Below are 21052 nucleotides of genomic sequence, written 5' to 3'. Positions count from 1 at the left end.
GATGCATTTTACATTTCGTCACCAAAAAATATCGCGTTCATCAATAGTTTATTGGTGCCATACCAAAACGCACGGAAATTGGTGTTATCGGTAAAATAAATCACTTTCCCACCGCCCTTACGACCCACTTTAAATGCGGAGGTGCTTGCCAATTCCTCAAGGTTGGCCCCAGAGATATAACCACTAAGTAACGGCGATGAAGTATATTTTATGGGATTGTTGAAACTTTGGTCATCGGCTTCCAAAAAGATGGTGCTATTCCTAAAAACAGGAAGACGGTTGTTTTTGTAGCCAAAAGCTACAGGGTGCGATCGATCCAGTTCAGTTTCAAAAATCGCCCCTCCAATCACCTTGGCTCCAAAATAATTGCTTCGATTTTCAAAGGAAATACTTCTTGCAGTGTCCTGTACACTTTTAAACTTCATTTTTAATAATTCGTTGCTATTAAACCACCGACCGGCATTTTTGTACCCGATTAAGGTTCCACCGCTTTGCACCCATTCCTTTAGTTTCTCCGCATCTTCTTTATCCAGTGCGCTACCCCAACTATTCGGTAAAATGATATCGGTATATCTACTTAAATCGGTACGCCCAAAATTTCTTGTATCTAATTTGGTAATGTGCATATTATAACGGGTATCGAATAGATGCCAAATTTCGCCAGCATCATACGGACTAATTCCTTCTCCAACAACCATGGCCACTTTGGGTTGCTCCAAGGCCCGAAATTGGCTGCTTCCCAAATCAATTCCTTCGGTTAATCCTGTATTTACTGGGGTAATGGTAACACCCGTTTCATTGGAAACTTCGTTCAGGAAAGTTCCTAGTTCAGAGGCATTCATTACCTGATTCTGAACTGGTATAAGAATGGTCCCATAATCGTAGGAGGTACCATTCAAAGAGAATTTTTTCATGCCTACTTTGGCACGAAGCTTCTTACCCAATATTGAATTTAATGCCTTCGGGCTATAATATTCATGCCATTCCATGAGATACCCATACTGAGATGTTCCTACTGCTGGAGTTGTTGGAGGAGTAAAATTCGACACTTCATTTCCTGCTCTCGAAATAGCGACTTCTTCATAGTCCAAATTGAAGGCTAAGGGAAATGTCCATGCGCTTACATCATAGAAGAGACTGTCTTGGAATGTTGTTCTTTTTTCGAACATCGCATTGATAAGACGATGTTGTTTCTGATTTTTTGGAACCACATACGCATACCCTTTTTTGTATTTTTTTCCATTCGATGTAAAATCACTTTTTACCTCATGAAACTTGATTTTATGCCTATTCAGGATTTCCGCAAGGTGATACGTTTTTGCCGCGTCTTTTTCATCGCCAAAAACAATGGCACCACCTTTAGCAGCTTCTTTTCTGGCATTCGTATAGAAAGTCCTTTGGTAATTAAGTAAGTCCTCCCTCATGTTAACAGCAGCCTCGAGGGTAGACAGGGCAGCTGTAAATTGATTTCGGATAGTAAAGGGAAATGTAAGTATGCCATTGTCACTTTCTTGTGCATGCCCACGCGAAGAGGCCTGTTCGAACAGGATTCCGATAGCTCCATTAATATCGGGAAATGTAGACCCTTTTCCGTAGTAGAAATCATCGAAACTTTCTTGGGTGTAGTAAAAACTTCCCAGTTTGTTAAAAGCATTTGCATGAAATTGAGCGACCATTCCAGTTAGGTCTTGATTGCGTTGCGGCGTTAAAGGGTGAGTTCTGGATGGAATTCCCGGTTGGAAGAAAAATGTGGCATTGGTTCCCATTTCATGATGATCGGTAAGGATGTTGGGATACCATTGGTGAAAACTTTTAATACGCGCTCTACTCTCAGGCAATTGAACGGGAAGCCAGTCACGGTTCATATCGAACCAATAATGGTTGGTTCGACCACCAGGCCAAACTTCGTCATATTCCCGATCATTGGGATCTGGGTTTATGTTCTTGCTTTTATGGACGTTCGCCCAATAGGCGAACCGTTGCAACCCATCTGGATTGAAAGAAGGGTCGAAAAGAATAACCGTATTGTTAAGGAGCTCGTCTATTTTTGGTCCTTGGGCAGCTGCTAAATAATAGGCAACCGCTAAGGCTGCATTAGAACCACTGGGTTCATTTCCGTGAATGGAAAAGCCCTGATATACGACAGCGGGCATACTAGAAGTATTTTGCGCTGCAGCATTCGATTCTGTGAGACTTACGTGTTCCTGACGAATACGATCTAAATTGGACAGGTTGGACGGAGAGGTAATGGTTAGTAATAATAAGGGCCTTCCCTCGAATGTAGTTCCACGATTTTCAATTATGATGCGATCGCTGGCATCGGCCAATGCAATCATGTACTGCGATAACTTGTCATGAGTTACGTGCCAATCTCCCACTTCATGTCCAATAACCGATTTAGGGGTAGGTATGTTTGAATTGTAGGATACATCTTGTGGTAAATAATAATTTAGGTCAACTTGATAGTCCTGTGCAAAAATTACTGTAGTGGCAAGTAGTACGAATAGGTTGGCTAGTTTTCTCATAAAAGGGTGTAAAGTTTTAAATATAAAAAAACCGCTTCAATATTTTGAAGCGGTTTCCATATTTTAAGAGTCTTTTACCATTAAATATCGTCAAAGTCGATATCGGTAAAGCTCGAGGTTTCTGAAGTCTCTTCTGCTGCTACTGGCTCTTCCGTCTGCTCTTCTCTCTTGTAATCGCTCTGATGACGCTCACTGATTACTTCTTCACCTTTGGCATCAATGATGTACTGAATCATTTCATTAAGGTTGTCGCTGAAGTCTGCAAAGTCCTCCTTGTACAAATAGATTTTATGCTTTTTGTAGTGAAAGGAACCGTCATCATTGGTGAACTTTTTACTTTCGGTAATAGTTAGGTAATAATCACCGGCCTTCGTTTCGCGTACATCAAAAAAATAGGTACGCCTACCTGCTCTCATTACTTTTGAATATATTTCTTCTTTCTCCATCATTTGACTGTCTCTAAATGGTTAATTTTTTCTAAACGTAGAGCCAAAAATCTAAAAAAAAACCTAATCGGCAAAGGAAAGACTACATTTCTTTTTCTTGAAGTTGCTTGTTGTATAACTCTTTGTAGTAGCCTTCTACGTTTATAAGCTCAGCATGAGAGCCTTGTTGAATGATCTCTCCTTCCTCCAGTACAATTATATTATCCGCGTTTTTAGCAGAGGAAACCCTATGGCTCACAATAATTGTAGTGCTATGCTGTGATACCTTTTCAAGGTTTTGAAGGATTTCTTCTTCAGTTTCAGTGTCCACAGCACTCAGGCAATCATCGAGCAGTAGGATTTTGGGTTGCTTAATGATGGCCCTGGCTATAGAAACCCGTTGTTTTTGTCCACCACTTAAGGTAATTCCGCGCTCTCCTAAAATAGTTTCGTAGCCATCTGCAAAGTTGATAATATTGGAATGCACTGCCGCATTTTTCGCTGCTTCTACGACCATTTCATCGGTGGCTTCCGCATGTCCGAATTTGATATTGTTGCCAATGGTATCACTAAACAGGAAGGCATCCTGCGGAACATACCCAATGCTATTCCTGAGATCATCTAGGTAAATTTTATCAGCGGATTGTCCGTCTAAGGTATAGGAGCCATCCTCTACATCGTAAAGACGGGCAATAAGTTCCAGGATTGTGGATTTTCCGGATCCAGTATTTCCGATGATGGCAAGTGTTTCGCCAGGTTTTACATTAAGGGATACTCCTTTGAGTGCCTTTATTCCCGTATCAGGGTAAGTGAAGCTTACATTTTTGAATGCAATGGTGCCTTCAACTTCAAAGCGTTCCTTGGCTGTATTAATAATTTCCGGCGTAACCTTAAGAAACTCATTGATTCGTTTCTGTGAAGCTTCAGCTTGTTGTACCATAGAAGAAACCCAACCTACAATAGCTACTGGCCACGTAAGCATGTTCACATAAATGAGGAACTCCACGATCGTCCCAAATTCAATTTTCCCTTCAATAAATTGGTTTCCACCCACATAAACTACCAAAAGATTACTAGCACCTATCAATAGAATCATTAAAGGGAAAAACAAGGCCTGTACCTTGGTAAGGTCTATGTTTTTGTCCTTACTTGCATTGGCCAATTCCTCGAAATCTATTTGGGTTCTTCCTTCAATTCCGTATGCTTTTATCACAGAGATACCACTAAAACTTTCTTGTGTAAAAGTGGTGAGTTTGGCTAAGTACTGCTGTACAATGGTACTTCGTTTGTGGATAGCGATACTAAGTTTGTAAATACTGACCGATAACAGTGGGAGGGGAGCTACGGCATACAGGGTTAGCATGGGAGCAGTATACACCATATAGCTTATGGCTACAATAAAAAGGGTGACCGTTGTGGTACTGTACATAAGGGCAGGGCCTGCATACATGCGCACTTTGCCAACGTCTTCACTAATCCGACTCATGAGGTCACCGGTTCGATTGTTTTTGTAGAAACTAAGGGATAATTTCTGATACTGCTCAAAAACAACATTCTTAAGATCGAATTCTATATATCTGGATACCACAATAATGGTCTGTCGCATAAGAAATGTAAAGAAACCAGATAGTAGAGCAGCTCCTACGATGATAAGGATATTTTCCAATAACATGCTGTTCAAAACCTCTTGGGTAATCTCTCCGTTAAATTTCATCCTAACGGCATCCATGGAATCCCCGATCTTGGCAGGAACCACAATTCTGAAGATAGTAGCAATGGCCGTAATGATTAATCCTAAAAGCAATCGCCATTTGTACTTTAAGAAAAATTGATTCAGAAAACGGAGTTCTTTCATAAAAGGTCAACTACAGAAAAAAGATAGACTAAAACTTATTAACAAATTCCTAATTTTAAGATAATTTTTTGCGAAATCTTCAATTAACCCCTAATTTTGCACATCCTTTTTAAAGGATCAATAAAAAATCAATGTATGGTGACTGAGGTAATTAAAGCAAAAGAACTTCAAAAATTAGACCCTGTTTTTGGGCAGTTATCTTTTGATAACCACGAGCAAATTGTTTTTTGCAACGACAAAGATACTGGTTTAAAAGCAATAATAGGAATTCACAATACCGTTTTGGGACCTGCCTTGGGAGGAACCAGAATGTGGCAATATAACTCCGAGTGGGATGCCCTAAACGATGTTCTGCGCTTATCCCGCGGAATGACATTTAAGAGCGCTATTACAGGATTAAATCTAGGTGGTGGTAAGGCAGTGATTATTGGTGACGCCAAAACTCAAAAAACCCCAGAACTTATGCTACGTTTTGGTGAGTTTGTACATTCATTGGGAGGACGATACATTACAGCAGAGGATGTAGGAATGGCAACAAGCGATATGGATTTGGTAAGAACGGTGACTCCTTACGTAACAGGAATCTCTGAGGAGAAAGGAGGCGCTGGAAATCCTTCCCCAATTACGGCCTATGGAGTGTTTATGGGAATGAAAGCTGCTGCTAAGTACAAATTTGGAAACGATAACCTAGAGGATAAGGTGGTTTATGTACAAGGTATAGGAAACGTAGGGGAGGCATTGGTAGAACATTTAAGCAATGAAGGAGCTAAGGTTTTCATCACCGATATAAATAGGGAGCGTTTGGAGCAAGTACGCGACAAATATCATGTATCCATTTATGAAGGGAATAATATCTATGCTGAGGAAATGGATATTTATGCACCATGTGCTTTGGGTGCTACGGTAAACAATGATACCATCAATTTGTTAAAGGCAAAGGTAATTGCCGGTGCTGCTAACAACCAATTAGCCGATGAACAAATACACGGAACACAATTACGGGAGAAAGGCATTGTGTATGCCCCGGATTTCTTGATTAATGCTGGCGGAATTATCAATGTGTATGCCGAATTGGAAAATTACGGTAAGCAGGAAATCATGCGGAAGACCGAGAATATTTATAATACCACACTGGAAATACTATCTAGCGCAGAGACCAATAACATTACCACCCATGAGGCGGCTTTCCATATTGCACAATCTCGTATCGACGCTCGAAAAAATGAGCTTTAGTTATAGATAGAATACGTATCTTTGCAGCGCATTTCCAATTGGGGATGCGCTTTATTTTTAATTCAAGTTCTTTTCAATGATGCTGACCAGAAGACATATAAGAGTAAAAGTTTTACAATCGTTATATGCGTTTTACCAATCGGAAGACCAAGATCTCGATAAGCAGAAAAAATTCCTGGCCTACAGTATCTCCCAGATGCAAGATCTAAACGCGCTTATGCTACAACTTATGGTAGCAATTAAGGATCATGCCGACCAATATTTACAAAAATCCAGAAATAAACATTTAGCGACATCCGATGAAAGGAACCCTAGCCTTGCTTTCGTTGAGAACAAAGTCATTGCCTTGATCGAAAAACATGAAGGCCTGTCGGAATACGTGAAAAACCGAAAACTCAATAATTGGGAAAACGATGATGAGTATGTAGCAATTCTTTTCAATGCTTTGCGAGAACAGGAGTGGTATTCTGAATATTTGAAGGAACCAATTATGGGTTTTAAAACGGACCAGTCCTTTGTGAGTAAGCTCTACAAGGAAGTATTGGCGCCGAACGACAAGCTTTACGAATACTTGGAAGATAACCGCTTAACTTGGTTAGATGATTTTCCATTGGTTAATACTTCAATCGTGAAAATGCTCGATAAGGTTTCCGAAAAGAAACCAAACATGGTGTTTTCCAAGGAGCTTTTCAAGAATGAAGAGGATCGTGAATTTAGCTTTTTATTGCTTCAAAAAGTGATCCTGAACGATGATAAACTGTCCGAGTGGATCGATGGTAAAACACCGAATTGGGATAAGGAGCGTATCGCCGAAATCGACATGATAATTTTGAAAATGGGAATTGCCGAATTCCTTTATTTTCCAAGTATTCCAGTGAAAGTTACCATAAACGAATACCTAGAGGTTGCAAAGGAGTATTCGACCCCAAAAAGTAGTTTGTTCATTAATGGTATTCTCGACAAATTAGTGAAAGAATTAACCAAAAATGACAAATTGAATAAAATGGGGCGGGGTCTTCGCTAGAAATAAAAAATTAGTTATTTTAGCGATTCTTATAACTTAAATAAAAAATAATGAAAAAATCAATTTTATTACTAGCGACGATAGCGATGGTTGCTTTTACTTCTTGTAAAGATAAAGCAGCGGATAAAGTAAGTGAAGAAAACGTTGCTGCAGCAGCAGAGCGTGATGCAGATGCAGGAAAAGTTCCAGTAATGACTTTTGCTGAAACTGAGTTTGACTTTGGAACGATAGAGCAAGGAACACCTCAAGAGCACAGATTTAAGTTTACAAATACAGGTGAAGCAGATTTGGTAATTGTTGATGCCAAAAGTAGTTGTGGATGTACTGTTCCTGAATACCCAAAAACTCCAATTGCCCCAGGTGCGGAAGGAGAGATGTTGGTAAAGTTCAACGGTAGCGGTAAGAATCAGGTGAGTAAGACAGTTACTATTACAGCTAATACTGCCAACGGAAAAGAGACTATTAAGATTAAGGCCTTCGTAAACCCTAAAGAAGGGGCAGCACAAGGTTCTCCAATCCAAACACAATAATAATAGTACCTAAATCTTTTTAGATGGATCAGTCATTATTAGGCCCATTACTTTTATTCACGGTCTTCATTATTTTCTTTATGGTATTGCCTCAAAGAAAGAGAATGAAGCAAGAAAAGAAATTCTTCAGTGAATTAAAAAAAGGAATGAAAGTGGTTATGGGAAGTGGGCTGCATGGAAAGGTGTTGGAGTTGAACGATGATGGAACCTGCGTTATTGAAACAGGTGCAGGGAAAATGAAGTTCGATAAAACCGCCATTTCAGTAGAGAAAACCATTAAATTGACTGCGCCTGCGAAGTAAGTAAGTACAGTTATATGAAATAAAAAACCTTCAGTTTTGGCTGAAGGTTTTTTTATGCAATATGTTTTTTTTTAGAATCTATACCCTACCGAGGCACCTCCCCTGAAGAATCCTTCCGGCCCTACATCATCTCCTCCAAAATAGCGACCTCCACCAACGGATAACTCGACTACAAATCCATTTCGGCTAACCCATTTTTGCCCAATGGCAAAGCCAATTCCAAATTTGGTCCAATCCTCTTCTACATTAACATCTTCATCAAATAGGTATTGTAGGTCCGAACCACCTCCTGCCTGGAGCACTCCTTCCGCAAAAAACCCTCTTGCACCATAATCTTGCTTATTGAAAAAATACTGTCTGTAGTAAGGTGTGATTGCCCAGGACTGGTAGTCATCTGCATCATCTTCCAAACCAATAAAGGCCGAAATACCTGCGCCTGAGTATTTGCTTATAATGTATTCGTAACTAATGTCGACAGCAGGAACAATTAGGCCTTCCAATGCATCCAATCGGAATTCATGTTTTGGATCGGAAGACGAACGGGTATCATTGTCCGATTCTTGTCCCATGGAAACTGCTGTAAAGCCCATAAACAATAGGGCGAGGAATGTCTTTTTCATAAATATTGGTTTTAATTTTTAATGGAATCCTTAGCTACAAGAACCGTTCCATTATTGCTTTGCTATAAGGGTAGCTATGTTGACTATAACTTCAATGGCTTTTTGCATACTTTCAACAGGAACGTATTCATATCGACCATGGAAATTATGTCCTCCGGCAAAGATATTAGGGCAAGGAAGCCCCATAAAGCTTAATTGAGATCCGTCGGTCCCACCACGAATGGGCTTTATAATAGGAGTGATCCCGGCCTGTTTCATGGCCTCTTCGGCTAGATCGACAATGTGCATTACCGGCTCTACCTTTTCCCTCATATTAAAGTATTGATCTTTAATTTCTATACTTACTCGATCCCCAGGGTATTTTTTGTTGAGCGCTTCAGCAATTTGGTTCATCTCTGTTTTTCGAACTTCAAACTTCTCCCTATCATGATCACGGATAATATATTGCAACTCGGTACTATCTACTTCGCCCGCAACACTATATAGATGGTAGAAACCTTCCCTGTCTTCAGTCTGTTCGGGTGTTTCGGCTCTTGGTAATGCATTAATGAAATCTGTAGCGATATACATACTGTTTACCATTTTACCCTTGGCATATCCAGGATGCACGATTTTACCCTTGATTTTTACAACGGCACCGGCAGCATTGAAATTTTCGTATTCCAATTCACCTATTTGACTGCCATCCATGGTATAAGCCCAATCTGCACCAAATTTTTCGACATCGAACTTATGGGCACCTCGACCAATTTCTTCATCGGGGGTAAAGCCAACCCTGATTTTACCATGTTTAATCTCAGGATGCTGTATGAGATATTCCATAGCCGAAACAATTTCAGCTATACCAGCCTTGTCATCGGCACCCAATAATGTAGTACCGTCCGTGGTAATCAATGTGTTTCCTTTATATAACAACAAGTCTTCAAATTCTGAAGGGGACAACTTGAGATTGGTACCTTTCAAAGAAATATCACCACCATCGTAATTTTCTATGATCTGTGGTTTAACATTGGCCCCTGTAAAGTCGGGTGTGGTGTCAAAATGTGAGATGAAGCCAATCACGGGAACATCCTTATCTATGTTACTGGGCAACGAAGCCATAATGTAAGCATTCTCATCGATCGTAACCTCTTCCATGCCTATGGCTTTGAGTTCTTCTGCCAGTGCATTGGCCAAATCCCATTGCTTTTCACTGCTTGGAGTAGTATCGCTATTGGGGTCACTTTCGGTATCTACGGTCACATATCCTATAAATCTATCGATGAGGCGTTGCTTGTCAATCATGGTGTAAAATTTTGTTCTACAAAATAAAGGAATAGGCCTTAAAAATTCTGCTGTTTTAGTACTATTTTTGCAGCAGATTTTCAACAACTATGTACAAAGCTATTCTTAGACCGCTTCTATTTTGTTTCGATCCCGAGAAAGTTCATCATTTTACGTTCAAAATGATCCGTTTTTGCCATCAAATTGGAATGGGAGGCATGTTTCGAAGTATGTATACATCGAAGGATCCCAGATTAGAGCGCAAATTATTTGGTCTTACTTTCCCAAATCCAGTGGGATTGGCCGCAGGATTCGATAAGGATGCTAAACTGTACAGGGAACTTTCCAATTTTGGTTTCGGATTTATCGAAATAGGTACGGTAACCCCGAAGCCTCAGGACGGGAATCCGAAAAAACGATTGTTCAGATTAAAAAGTGATAGCGCCATTATTAATAGAATGGGATTTAATAATGGGGGTGTCGAAGAAGCAGTAGAGCGCCTCAGGTTGAATAAGAATGTCTTGGTTGGTGGAAACATAGGTAAGAATAAGGTAACCCCTAATGCAGATGCTGTAAATGACTATGTAATTTGTTTTGAAGCGCTTTTTGACCATGTAGATTACTTTGTGGTTAATGTGAGCTCACCCAATACACCAAACCTACGTGAATTACAAGACAAGAAGCCGCTCACGGATCTTCTGAACACCCTTCAGCCAAAAAACGCTGCCAAGTCCAATAGAAAACCTATCCTGTTAAAAATCGCACCAGATCTTACCGATGCGCAATTAGTGGATATAATTGAAATCGTAAGCGATACTCAAATAGATGGTGTTATAGCAACCAATACGACCATATCCCGCGAAGGGCTCACTTCTGAAAACAAAAAGGAAATGGGTGGATTAAGCGGTAAACCCTTAACCCACAGATCTACAGAGGTCATTAGATTTTTATCGGAAAAAAGTAACAAGGCCTTCCCCATTATTGGAGTGGGAGGAATTCATACGGTAGAGGATGCTTTGGAAAAAATTGAAGCCGGCGCAAGTTTGATTCAACTATACACCGGCTTCATCTATGAAGGCCCTACTCTGATCAAGGCCATCAATAGAAGACTTTTACAACTTGATAAGTCGTGATACCGATTCCCGTCTCGAATCGCTTATGGTTCTCACCAAATAGGCACCACTTGGCAATCCGCTGATATCGATTTCAATGGAATTGGTATGGATATTTTCTCTTTTCAATACTTGAGACCCTAACACATTAAATACTTCAATACTCTGTAAGGATGTACTATTGGATACCGTAAAACGGTCCTGTGCAGGATTGGGGTAAAGCGTTGCTTCGTTTTCCGAAACATCGTTCGTTCCCAGAACCGATTCTAATGTTATGGTTAAAGTTCCAATGATTTCTGACGAAAATGGAGACACTCCCTGTAAGCTTGCTATAGGTTCCTGGGGATTGGTGTCCATATTGCTTGAGGTATAATCTACACCTCCATCGGTACCAGCATCGTAAGGGTATAAGTCGATAATAATTTCATCTTTCCAGTTTCCACCTGTATCCAAAAGCTCTACACTGTTTACAGCGATCATCCAATCGGGACTCGGAGCAATCATTGAAAGAAGGGTCAGCATTGGGTATTCGTCGGTAGTAACAATAGAATTGATGGTTATTTGCCCACCTGCAGTAGATAGGGACGGGCCATCAATAATTTGATTGGCAGACCCAATGGCGATAGCGGAATTCACTTCAGCAAAAAAAGCGGAATTGCTTCCCAATTCTGCTATATCTTCAACTCCTGGGGTGGCTTGTCCTCCCATTTCAAGAAAAACAACGCCATCACTATGGGTTGCCCCCACTAATTTGGACCAATGCGCATTGGTGGGTAGACTACCGCTGGAATGCGGATGCGCAGCTTGTGACCAATTACTGTCGAAACGGACCGAATAGGTAGCTTCAGATTGCCCATAGGAAGCCCAAGATATAAGACTAGCTAAAGCGATAAGGAGTATTTTCTTTTTCATAATTGTTGGTTTATAAGGTTTATGTCGTTTCCTTGGGTATTGACTTACAATAAAAACATATATTTTTACTAAATGTTTGACAGCCTTTACCTGTTCGTGTTAGCCACGTTGGCTTTGGCGATATCACCGGGTCCCGATAATATATACGTACTAACGCAATCTTTGGTTCATGGAACCAAAAGTGGAATTGCAACCACTGCCGGTCTTATTAGTGGTTGCATTGTGCATACGGCCCTCTTAGCCTTTGGGGTTTCGGCAATCATTACCAAGTCTGAGTCTATTTTTTATGGAATTAAAGTGGCGGGTGCCATCTACCTTTTTTACTTGGCGTATAAGGTGTTTACAAGCCCTTCTGCAGTTTCTATTTCTACTGAATCCACCCCGAAGAAGAATTCTTGGCAACTTTTTAAGACCGGAGTCGTCATGAATTTGCTCAACCCTAAGGTGATGATTTTTTTCTTGGCTTTTTTCCCTGGTTTTCTATGGAATCCAGATGCGGACACCGTGTCCCAATTTTTTATTCTGGGAATTGTGTTTATGATTACTTCCTTTATTGCCTTTAGCGCAGTTGCATTTTTAGCAGGTGCTATATCCTCCGGTCTCATGAAGAATGACAAGGCAGGCATGGTTTTAAAATGGTTGCAGATTGTTGTCTTTCTGGGAATTGCCATTTACATATTGTTGCCTTAAATTTCTTGGGTTTTGGACCACTTATCCTAAAGGGTATATTGTATATTTGATACGATGCAAAAAGTGAAAATTATAGAATGCCCCAGGGATGCCATGCAAGGGATTAAAGATTGGATTCCTACCGAAGCTAAGGTACAGTATATCCAATCCCTGTTGCGTTGTGGTTTCGATACCATTGATTTTGGGAGTTTTGTGTCGCCAAAGGCTATTCCTCAGATGGTAGATACCAAGGAGGTATTGGCTGCTTTGGATCTGAGTCAGACAGAAAGTAAGCTACTGGCAATTGTCGCAAATGTTAGGGGCGCCCAAGATGCCGTAAAGCATCCTGAAATACAATATTTAGGATATCCTTTTTCCATCTCCGAAAACTTTCAAATGCGAAATACCCATAAGACGATCGACCAATCAATAGAGGTTTTAAGGGAAATTTTATTATTGGCCAAGGCGAACAATAAAGAAGTGGTAACCTATTTATCTATGGGCTTTGGTAATCCGTATGGTGATCCATGGAATGTCGATATTGTTGGCGATTGGGCCGAGCGTTTATCGCAAATGGGCGTAAAGATACTTTCGTTGAGTGATACGGTGGGCACTTCGACTCCGGAGGTGATTGAGTATTTGTATGCGAATCTCATTCCAAAATATCCAGAGATAGAATTTGGGGCTCATTTACATACCACTCCAACTACATGGCATGAAAAAGTAGATGCTGCATATAAAAGTGGTTGTAGACGATTTGATGGTGCAATACAAGGCTTTGGGGGTTGTCCCATGGCCAAAGATGAATTAACGGGTAATATGCCAACCGAAAAAATGTTGAGTTATTTTACGGCTGCCAAGGTGGATTCCAATATCAATACCATGTCATTTGAAAGTGCTCATAATGAAGCCACAAAAATATTCAGTAAATATCATTAGTATGAAAAGGATCCATTATCTCTGGTTGTTATCTTTTTTAGTCTCGTTTTCATGTAAAACAGTGGATCGGGTTATTGAAAAGCCAGAAGATGATGGTAAGATTCAATTCAAATTTGTGCAACTGAACGATGTCTATGAAATTGCCCCGCTTAGCGGTGGCAAGTATGGGGGTATGGCTCGGGTAGCACATGTAGTGGATTCAATTAGAAAGGTAGAGCCCAATACTTATATGTTTTTGGCAGGGGATTTTTTGAATCCTTCGTTATTGGGAACCTTGAAATTGAACGAAGAGCGTATTAGCGGCCGGCAAATGATAGAAGTGATGAATGCAATGAATTTTGAATTGGTCACCTTTGGCAACCATGAGTTCGACCTAGACAAAGGGGAGTTGCAGAAAAGAATGAATGAATCTAATTTTTATTGGACGAGCGCCAATGTATTTCAGCAATTGGAAGATGGCCCCAGATCCTTTCATTTTATAAGGGAGGGAGACACGATAGCTGTTCCCGAAACCTATTCCCTCAATATTTCCGATAGCGATGGCACTTCCATAGATGTGGGTATGTTTGGGGTTACCTTAGACTCCAACCCACAGGATTTTGTGCATTATGCCGATCGTAGCTTGGAAGCGGAAAGTGCCATGAGCAAACTTAAATTTCAGCAAAGTGATATTATCGTGGGGCTAACCCATTTAACTGTAGATGAGGATGTAGCACTGGCGAATAAGTTTCCCAGTATTTCGCTTATTATGGGAGGGCATGAACATAATAACATGTTGGTACCCTCAAGAAATGGCAAGGTTGCTAAGGCCGATGCGAATGCAAAGACCATTTATATTCATACGTTTAATTACAGCGCAAAGGATAATTCCCTAGATATCGATTCTCAATTATTCCCTATAGATGAGACTATTGCATCTAATCCCGAAGTTCAGGCTATTGTTGATAAATGGAATGCCATTTTGGATGAAAAAGTGAAGGAAGTGGTGGACAATCCTACAGAAGTGATCTTTTATGCAGAACCACCCTTGGATGGAACAGATAGTGCAAGTAGGGGCGTGCAGACCAACCTTGGCGGATATATTGCCAACGCGATGGCACTTAGTTTTGAGGAACCCACAAAGGGAGCCCTTGTTAATGGAGGTTCCATAAGGGTAGACGATATGATGGCTGGGGATATCACCAGTTTGGATGTATTCCGTGTATTGCCATTTGGAGGAGAGGTGATTAAGGTAGATATTAAAGGCGATTTGTTGAAGGAAGTATTGGACTACGGAAAATCCAAGGGAGGAACAGGAGCTTACTTGCAGCGTTACGGCTTTCAGCAAAACCAAAAAGGAGAATGGTTATTAGCCCAAAATTCTATAGAAAACGAAGAAGTGTATACCATAGCTTTTAGTGATTTTTTATTGAAAGGATATGATATTCCCTTTCTTACCCCAAAAAATGAGGGGGTTATTAAAGTACATAAAACTAAAAAGGCGGAAGCAGCTTCCGATATCAGAAAAGCAGTCATTGATTTTTTAAAAACCCAAAAGTAGTATGAAACGAATTATCAAATGGATCTTACGCATTGCCTTATTGGCATTAATTGTAATACAATTTATTCGGCCTGAAAAGAACAATGCAGGTTATGAAACCTTAAGTGCCTTCGAGACGGAGACCAAACCATCGGTAGAAGTCGCTGGTATTTTGAAAGCAAATTGTTACGATTGCCATAGCAACCAAACCCAATATCCTTGGTATGCCGAAGTAGCACCCATTTCGTATTGGCTAGACGATCATGTTCGACATGGTAAGGGTGACTTTAATATGTCGGAGTGGAACAGCTATTCCGTCAAGAAAAAAGATCACAAACTAGAAGAATTAATTGAAGAAGTAGAGGAGGGGCATATGCCGCTGGATTCGTACACTTGGATTCATGGAACCCTTTCGGAGGAAGATAAGAAGGCGCTGTTACTATGGGCCGAGCTGGCGCGAATGCAATACAAGAAAGAGTTAGAGGTCACCGCGAACTAGATTTCAACAAAAAAACGCCCCATTTAATGGGGCGTTTTTTTATTGATAAGCTAAATATGAATCCGTAATTCTAGTAAGTTAATTGTATTCCTGCATATGCACCGAATGGATGTCCCGGGCGCAATCCAGCAGGTACTCTACTCACTGCGTAAGTCTCATCAAACATATTTATAACATTCCCTGTAATACTGAAATACTTGTTTATGCGGTATTTGGCAGATACGTCTACAATAAAACTATTTGGAACTTCTTCGCTTAATGGAATTGCACCTCGACCAGCACTTGTTCTAAAGGCTCCATTTAATCTACCATTTAGGTTGGCTTCAAATTTTTCGGTTTGAAAGGAAGCGGACACATTAAATTGATGTTTGGCAATATATGGAAGTTCATCCCCTGCAATAACTTCTCCCCAAAGGTCGTCCTCACTTCCAAAACTGTTCAGGAATTCTGTGTCTGTTAGTGTGTAACCAAAAGAAAGTGGGATGGTTATTTTTTCGTTGTCTTTAAGTAAACTATAATTTAGTAACAACTCGATCCCTTGTACGCGAACTTCTCCTGCATTAAACTGCTCCAAGGTACCGGTTCCACCAGATGAGTTGGTATCTGCCCCCAATAGGTTGCTATAATCATTGTAGAAACCTACTACCTCACCAGATAGTCCAAGAACATCAAAACGCGTTCCCAGTTCATAATTAACACTCTCCTCTGGTTCTTCCTCCGGTTTGTTCCCCGGAGGAGCAAATCCTTTATGCACTCCACCAAATACAGAGAACCTATTGTCGAATCTATAGGCAAATCCAGCTCCTGGAATAAAAATATTCAGTTGGTTCTCGCGTTCGCTCAAATTCACTCCTGTTCTATTCACATCTTCACCTCCGAAGTCACTTCGGGATAGTGTGATGCTCTCAAAGCGAACCCCTGGAGTAAATGTCCAGTCGTTCCATTTAAGACGATAGGTAGTAAAGGCTGCAAAAGCACGGGCATCGCTTATTCTGTTGGCTTGTGTGCCGGGAGTGCCGGGATTGGTGAGTTCCATTACGCCATCCGTGATGCCATACCCATCTTCCCATTGAAACCTGTCCTCTTCATCAAAATGATAGCGCAAGCCCACCTCAATGTCATGGAAAGTGTTGCTGCCATTCCAGTGATAATCTAATTTTGTTTGTACTCCCCTCGAGGTGTATTCCCTATTGTTGTTTCTTAAGATAAGACTTCCATCTTCCGAGTTGATTTCTCCCGTTAGGATGGCAAATTGCTCGGCATACGTTTCGGGATCGCCTACCACATTGGCGATGGACTGCGTTTCATCCCCTAGTTGTACTTTTTCCAGTTTGTACCAGTTCCTTTTGAAATTGTTCATGTACCCAGTGGTCGTTAATCGAATATCTTTTGAAAACTGCAAGGTATGGTTTAGCTGAAGTTGAAGGTGTTCCGCATTCATCACATCATTTTGGGAACCAGCATACCTCCTAAATGGATCATCGGCAAAATCACTATCCGTTAAACCTAGATATGTTTCGTCACTTACCTCATCCGAAAACTGAAACTTCAACTCCAGTTGCTGTTTTACTTTTTTGTCTGGGTTCGTGTTGAAGGAAACTTTTGCAAGCAATTCGTCGATATCGAAGCCGCTATCCCCACGAACATCCACATTTTTAAATCCATTGGAATTGAACTTCAGGTATTCCACCCCATAGCCAAAATATTTATGTCGATTTCCTGCTTGTACGTGATAACGACCACTATTGAAACTTCCGAAACTAGCATCTAGTTTTGCCTTGAACTCATTCGGAATTTGGTAAGACACCATGTTAATGGCTCCACCGGTTGTGAAAGGGCCATATTGTACCTGACTACTTCCTTTAAGTATTTCTACGGCCTCCATTCGAGCCACGGAAGGAAAGTAATACGCGGCAGGAGCACTATATGGGGCAGGGGCTATAAGCACACCGTCTTCCATCAAGGAAATTTTGGCACTTCGCTCGGGAGAGGTTCCACGAAGACTTATATTAGGTCGTAGTCCGAAACCATCCTCTTCATAAATACTAACCCCAGGAACTGTTTTTAGAAGTCTGTTCACATCGGTATAGTTGAACTTTTCCAGCTCAAGGGAAGACACATAGTAAGAAGACCCTGTTCTATTTTTGGAGGCGAATTTGCTTCCAAATATTTCTTGGGCCGATATGATTACTTCGTCAAGTTTATTAATGCTGTCATTGGTAGTTGTTGGGGTTTGAGCGATTAGGTTTGAAGCTAATCCCAGTACGATAAGTGTGGTGGTTAATAAACGCATATATTGGCTTTATTTAGACTGAATAAAAATAATTAACTAAAATCGAGTGCAAATTTAGAACAGGAATTTTACTTTTCAAAGCTTATTTAGAATAAATAAAAATAATTAACATACGGTTTCCTTTTTCTTAATATGTCAATCTGTAGGTGTTTTGAAAAAAGCACGTGTAAGCCAACTTATTTTAGTATATTTGCACGCAATTAAATAGTAACCACTTCCGTCACTTCGGAATAAAATTTAATTGCAATGACTGCACACCAAAACAAAATTCTAGGAGAAGGTCTTACGTATGATGATGTACTGTTAGTACCTGCCTATTCTGAAGTATTACCTAGGGAAGTTTCCATTAAAACACAGTTTACCAGAAACATTTCATTAAATGTTCCTATCGTATCCGCCGCTATGGATACCGTTACCGAAAGCGCCATGGCAATAGCCATTGCTAGGGAAGGCGGTATTGGCGTATTACATAAGAATATGACCATAGAACAACAAGCGATGGAAGTCCGTAAGGTAAAAAGGGCCGAAAGTGGAATGATACTGGATCCTGTTACGCTTAAAAAAGATGCTACCGTTGCCGATGCCCAAAATACCATGCGGGAGTACAAAATTGGAGGAATTCCTATCGTAGATGATCACAATAAGTTGATAGGAATAGTAACGAACCGTGATTTGCGTTTCGAAAAAAACTATGACCGGGAGCTTAGGGAGGTAATGACCTCGGGCAATTTGGTGACGACGGTAAAAGGAACTTCATTGAAGGAAGCGGAAGCTATACTTCAGGAAAACAAAATTGAAAAGTTGCCAGTTGTTGAAGAAGACGGAACCCTATTGGGACTTATCACATTCAGGGATATCACTAAGCTTACCCAGAAACCCATTGCCAATAAAGATCAATACGGTAGACTTCGTGTGGCTGCCGCACTTGGCGTAACTGCAGATGCTGTAGATAGGGCTGCTGCGTTGGTCAAAGCACAGGTGGATGCAGTAATTATAGATACAGCACACGGGCATACCCAAGGAGTGGTTACGGTTTTAAAAGAAGTAAAAAGTAAGTTTCCGGAGTTGGATGTTGTGGTTGGAAATATCGCCACTGCAGAAGCTGCCAAATATTTGGTGGAAGCTGGTGCCGATGCTGTTAAAGTGGGGATTGGACCTGGTTCCATTTGCACCACCCGAGTAGTAGCTGGTGTGGGATTCCCGCAGTTTTCGGCGGTATTGGAAGTGGCGGCAGCCATTAAGGGTACGGGTGTTCCCGTAATAGCAGATGGAGGTATCCGATATACGGGGGATATCCCCAAAGCCATTGCAGCAGGAGCGGATAGTGTTATGCTAGGATCCCTTTTGGCAGGAACCAAAGAATCTCCGGGTGAAACCATAATATACGAAGGGAGAAAGTTTAAAAGCTATAGGGGTATGGGCTCAGTAGAAGCCATGAAAAAAGGGTCCAAGGATCGCTATTTTCAAGATGTTGAAGACGATATCAAAAAATTAGTGCCAGAAGGTATTGTGGGAAGGGTTCCTTATAAAGGGGAATTAAATGAAAGTATGACCCAATTCATTGGCGGCCTACGTGCCGGAATGGGATACTGTGGCAGTAAGGATATTGCAACCTTAAAAGATACGGGACGTTTTGTGAAAATTACAGCCTCCGGTATTCACGAAAGCCATCCACATGATGTAACTATTACTAAGGAAGCTCCTAATTATTCAAGATAGGCGATCGTTTTTAGTTGCATTGTAATGTAAATTCGTTTTATCTTGAGAAAAAAAAGATGGAACGAATTTTTACTTTTCTATTATTTGGTCTTTCATTATCACTTTTTGCACAAGATCCAGGAACGCTCGATATTACATATGGGGATAATGGAGGGGCCTTTTTTGGACAGGTCTCGATTCCGCATTGGGGCGGTTATTTGACGGTTCAGAATGACGATACGATTCTTTTGGCTGGAAGTTCAGGCAATCTCGCTGGAGTAGGAAGATTCAATTCGAATGGATCTTTAGACACTACTTTTGGAACGGAAGGGGAAGTGTTTTTAGACTTTACAGGCAATGATTCGGAGTCAAAAGCAATTGGAGTCCAGAGTAATGGAAAAATAATTGTTGCAGGAATTTCTTATTTGGGAGCTACACCAAGATTTGCAACAATGCGGCTGAATGTGGATGGAAGTCCAGACGCAACTTTCGGTGATAACGGTTTGCTTATTGAAACGTTCTTGGGTTTTTCCAGCAGGCTTGCAGATGTTACGATATTGCCAAATGATGACATTCTCGCAATTGGGCAAACAGGATTGGCTTCTGGAGTAGGGGCAATTGCAATGATTAAATACAAGGAAGACGGTACTCCAGATCTCAGTTTTGGAGATAATGGATATGTGCTTACCAATGTGAGTGGATTGCAGGCAGGGAAGGGGATGTTTGTTGAGGTAAATGGTAACATTTTAGTAGTGGGAGAGACCAGGACAGATTTGGATGGCTTAAGAAACGTAATTGTTACCCGCTATCTCGAGAATGGAACCCTTGATAACTCTTTTGGAGATGAAGGAGTTGTTATTACCAGTGTTCATGAATCCTCGAATATAGATGAGTATCCAACTGCGGTCAGTGTGAGGGAAAATGGAAAAATAATGGTTGCTGGATTTTCATCAGACGGCTCTGGTTCGATGCCTTTTGCTATCCAATATGATGGATCGGGAAATCTTGATCCAAGTTTTGGAGTAAATGGAATAGCTGTTTTCAATGGTCAAGATACGCACGACCGTATTTATGACTTCATCATACAGCCTGATAATAAGGTGATTATGTGCGGGGTAAGATATGTTCAGAATGAACATAAACCTGTGTTAATTAGGTTTGATGAATCTGGCGATCTAGACCCATCCTTTGGAGAAGATGGAATAGCTTTAATTGATATGTATGATAGTTTTGGTAAGTCCTTATGGTATCAAAGTACAGGTAAGTTAATTTTGGGTGGATCAACTATATTTCCGGACAATTCCTCCGCATTGACTACTTTTCGAGTGCACTCTGGCTTTGATCTAGGAATTTTGGATTTTGGAACGGGAAGTTCTTTCTCAATTATCCCAAACCCTGTCAATGAGAACACCGCCTTAACCTATTCCCTGATTAATGAAGAGGTGCTCAGTATTTCCTTGTACGATTCCTCTGGAAAGAAAATTAAAGACATGGGAAGCCGTCTAGCGCGAAAAAAAGGCGCGAATACGGAATTTTTGAATTTTACTGGGATACAAAAAGGTAATTATATCCTTAACATTTCGAATTCTACGGGTTCAATGATAGGAATTAAAATACAGAAGAAATAGAAATAA

General features: G+C 40.7%; 18 protein-coding genes. 11 read left to right on the top strand and 7 right to left on the bottom strand.

The annotated features are described in order from the left end of the window. Positions 1–8 precede the first annotated feature (8 nt). The 3 genes from AC6JAD_RS00490 to AC6JAD_RS00480 form a co-directional block, all read right to left on the bottom strand. Positions 9–2525, bottom strand: a complete 2517-nt coding sequence (locus tag AC6JAD_RS00490) for a M14 family metallopeptidase (RefSeq protein WP_461304069.1) — start codon at positions 2523–2525, stop codon at positions 9–11. 80 nt (positions 2526–2605) lie between these two features. Next, positions 2606–2974, bottom strand: a complete 369-nt coding sequence (locus AC6JAD_RS00485; protein ID WP_461304068.1) for a PUR family DNA/RNA-binding protein — start codon at positions 2972–2974, stop codon at positions 2606–2608. Positions 2975–3053: 79 nt separating this feature from the next. Beyond that, the gene (locus AC6JAD_RS00480) at positions 3054–4805 is read right to left on the bottom strand and encodes an ABC transporter ATP-binding protein (protein ID WP_461304067.1); all 1752 of its coding nucleotides are present in this window, start codon (positions 4803–4805) and stop codon (positions 3054–3056) included. A 135-nt stretch (positions 4806–4940) separates the two neighbouring features. On the opposite strand from AC6JAD_RS00480, the gene AC6JAD_RS00475 reads away from it, so the two are divergent. The 4 genes from AC6JAD_RS00475 (at position 4941) to yajC (ending at position 7894) form a co-directional block, all read left to right on the top strand. After that, positions 4941–6038 carry a Glu/Leu/Phe/Val family dehydrogenase gene (locus AC6JAD_RS00475; RefSeq protein ID WP_461304066.1) on the top strand — a complete coding sequence of 366 codons (1098 nt, stop codon included), beginning with the start codon at positions 4941–4943 and terminating at the stop codon, positions 6036–6038. A gap of 76 nt (positions 6039–6114) precedes the next feature. Next, entirely contained in the window at positions 6115–7062 is a 948-nt protein-coding gene (nusB, locus tag AC6JAD_RS00470; protein ID WP_461304065.1) for a transcription antitermination factor NusB, read from the top strand. Positions 7063–7112: 50 nt separating this feature from the next. Continuing rightward, on the top strand, positions 7113–7592 hold the full coding sequence (locus AC6JAD_RS00465; protein WP_461304064.1) for a DUF1573 domain-containing protein: 480 nt from the start codon (positions 7113–7115) through the stop codon (positions 7590–7592). A 23-nt stretch (positions 7593–7615) separates the two neighbouring features. Further along, positions 7616–7894, top strand: a complete 279-nt coding sequence (yajC, locus tag AC6JAD_RS00460; RefSeq protein ID WP_461304063.1) for a preprotein translocase subunit YajC — start codon at positions 7616–7618, stop codon at positions 7892–7894. 71 nt (positions 7895–7965) lie between these two features. On the opposite strand, the gene AC6JAD_RS00455 is transcribed toward yajC, so the two are convergent. Both AC6JAD_RS00455 and pepT read right to left on the bottom strand, forming a co-directional pair. Then, positions 7966–8514: a hypothetical protein gene (locus AC6JAD_RS00455; RefSeq protein ID WP_461304062.1), complete on the bottom strand. Its 549-nt coding sequence runs from the start codon at positions 8512–8514 to the stop codon at positions 7966–7968. A 51-nt stretch (positions 8515–8565) separates the two neighbouring features. Continuing rightward, positions 8566–9798 carry a peptidase T gene (gene pepT / locus AC6JAD_RS00450; RefSeq protein WP_461304061.1) on the bottom strand — a complete coding sequence of 411 codons (1233 nt, stop codon included), beginning with the start codon at positions 9796–9798 and terminating at the stop codon, positions 8566–8568. An 89-nt stretch (positions 9799–9887) separates the two neighbouring features. Between pepT and AC6JAD_RS00445 the strand changes: the two genes are divergently transcribed. Next, positions 9888–10910 (top strand): quinone-dependent dihydroorotate dehydrogenase, encoded by a 1023-nt coding sequence (locus tag AC6JAD_RS00445; protein ID WP_497865835.1) that lies wholly within the window; start codon positions 9888–9890, stop codon positions 10908–10910. Here the strand turns inward: AC6JAD_RS00445 and AC6JAD_RS00440 are convergent. Beyond that, positions 10890–11801 carry a T9SS type A sorting domain-containing protein gene (locus tag AC6JAD_RS00440; RefSeq protein WP_461304059.1) on the bottom strand — a complete coding sequence of 304 codons (912 nt, stop codon included), beginning with the start codon at positions 11799–11801 and terminating at the stop codon, positions 10890–10892. The genes AC6JAD_RS00445 and AC6JAD_RS00440 overlap by 21 nt on opposite strands. Before the next feature lie 72 nt (positions 11802–11873). Here AC6JAD_RS00440 and AC6JAD_RS00435 point away from each other — a divergent pair, with 72 nt between their 5' ends. From AC6JAD_RS00435 to AC6JAD_RS00420, 4 genes are read left to right on the top strand one after another with little or no spacing between them, the layout of a single operon-like run. Continuing rightward, positions 11874–12491: a LysE family translocator gene (locus AC6JAD_RS00435; protein ID WP_461304058.1), complete on the top strand. Its 618-nt coding sequence runs from the start codon at positions 11874–11876 to the stop codon at positions 12489–12491. 54 nt (positions 12492–12545) lie between these two features. Further along, positions 12546–13409 (top strand): hydroxymethylglutaryl-CoA lyase, encoded by an 864-nt coding sequence (locus AC6JAD_RS00430; protein WP_461304057.1) that lies wholly within the window; start codon positions 12546–12548, stop codon positions 13407–13409. A gap of 1 nt (position 13410) precedes the next feature. Continuing rightward, entirely contained in the window at positions 13411–14949 is a 1539-nt protein-coding gene (locus tag AC6JAD_RS00425) for a bifunctional metallophosphatase/5'-nucleotidase (RefSeq protein WP_461304056.1), read from the top strand. Position 14950: 1 nt separating this feature from the next. Then, positions 14951–15427, top strand: a complete 477-nt coding sequence (locus AC6JAD_RS00420; RefSeq protein WP_461304055.1) for a heme-binding domain-containing protein — start codon at positions 14951–14953, stop codon at positions 15425–15427. Between the two features lie 70 nt (positions 15428–15497). Here the strand turns inward: AC6JAD_RS00420 and AC6JAD_RS00415 are convergent, their stop codons facing one another. Continuing rightward, complete coding sequence (locus AC6JAD_RS00415; RefSeq protein ID WP_461304054.1) at positions 15498–17720, bottom strand: TonB-dependent receptor family protein; 2223 nt, start codon at positions 17718–17720, stop codon at positions 15498–15500. A gap of 246 nt (positions 17721–17966) precedes the next feature. Here AC6JAD_RS00415 and guaB point away from each other — a divergent pair, with 246 nt between their 5' ends. Then, the gene (gene guaB, locus AC6JAD_RS00410) at positions 17967–19439 is read left to right on the top strand and encodes an IMP dehydrogenase (RefSeq protein ID WP_461304053.1); all 1473 of its coding nucleotides are present in this window, start codon (positions 17967–17969) and stop codon (positions 19437–19439) included. Between the two features lie 56 nt (positions 19440–19495). Next, complete coding sequence (locus AC6JAD_RS00405; protein ID WP_461304052.1) at positions 19496–21046, top strand: T9SS type A sorting domain-containing protein; 1551 nt, start codon at positions 19496–19498, stop codon at positions 21044–21046. Positions 21047–21052: the final 6 nt, after the last annotated feature.

Source organism: Aureisphaera sp. (assembly GCF_059726885.1).
This window is presented reverse-complemented; position numbering and strand designations above follow the sequence as displayed.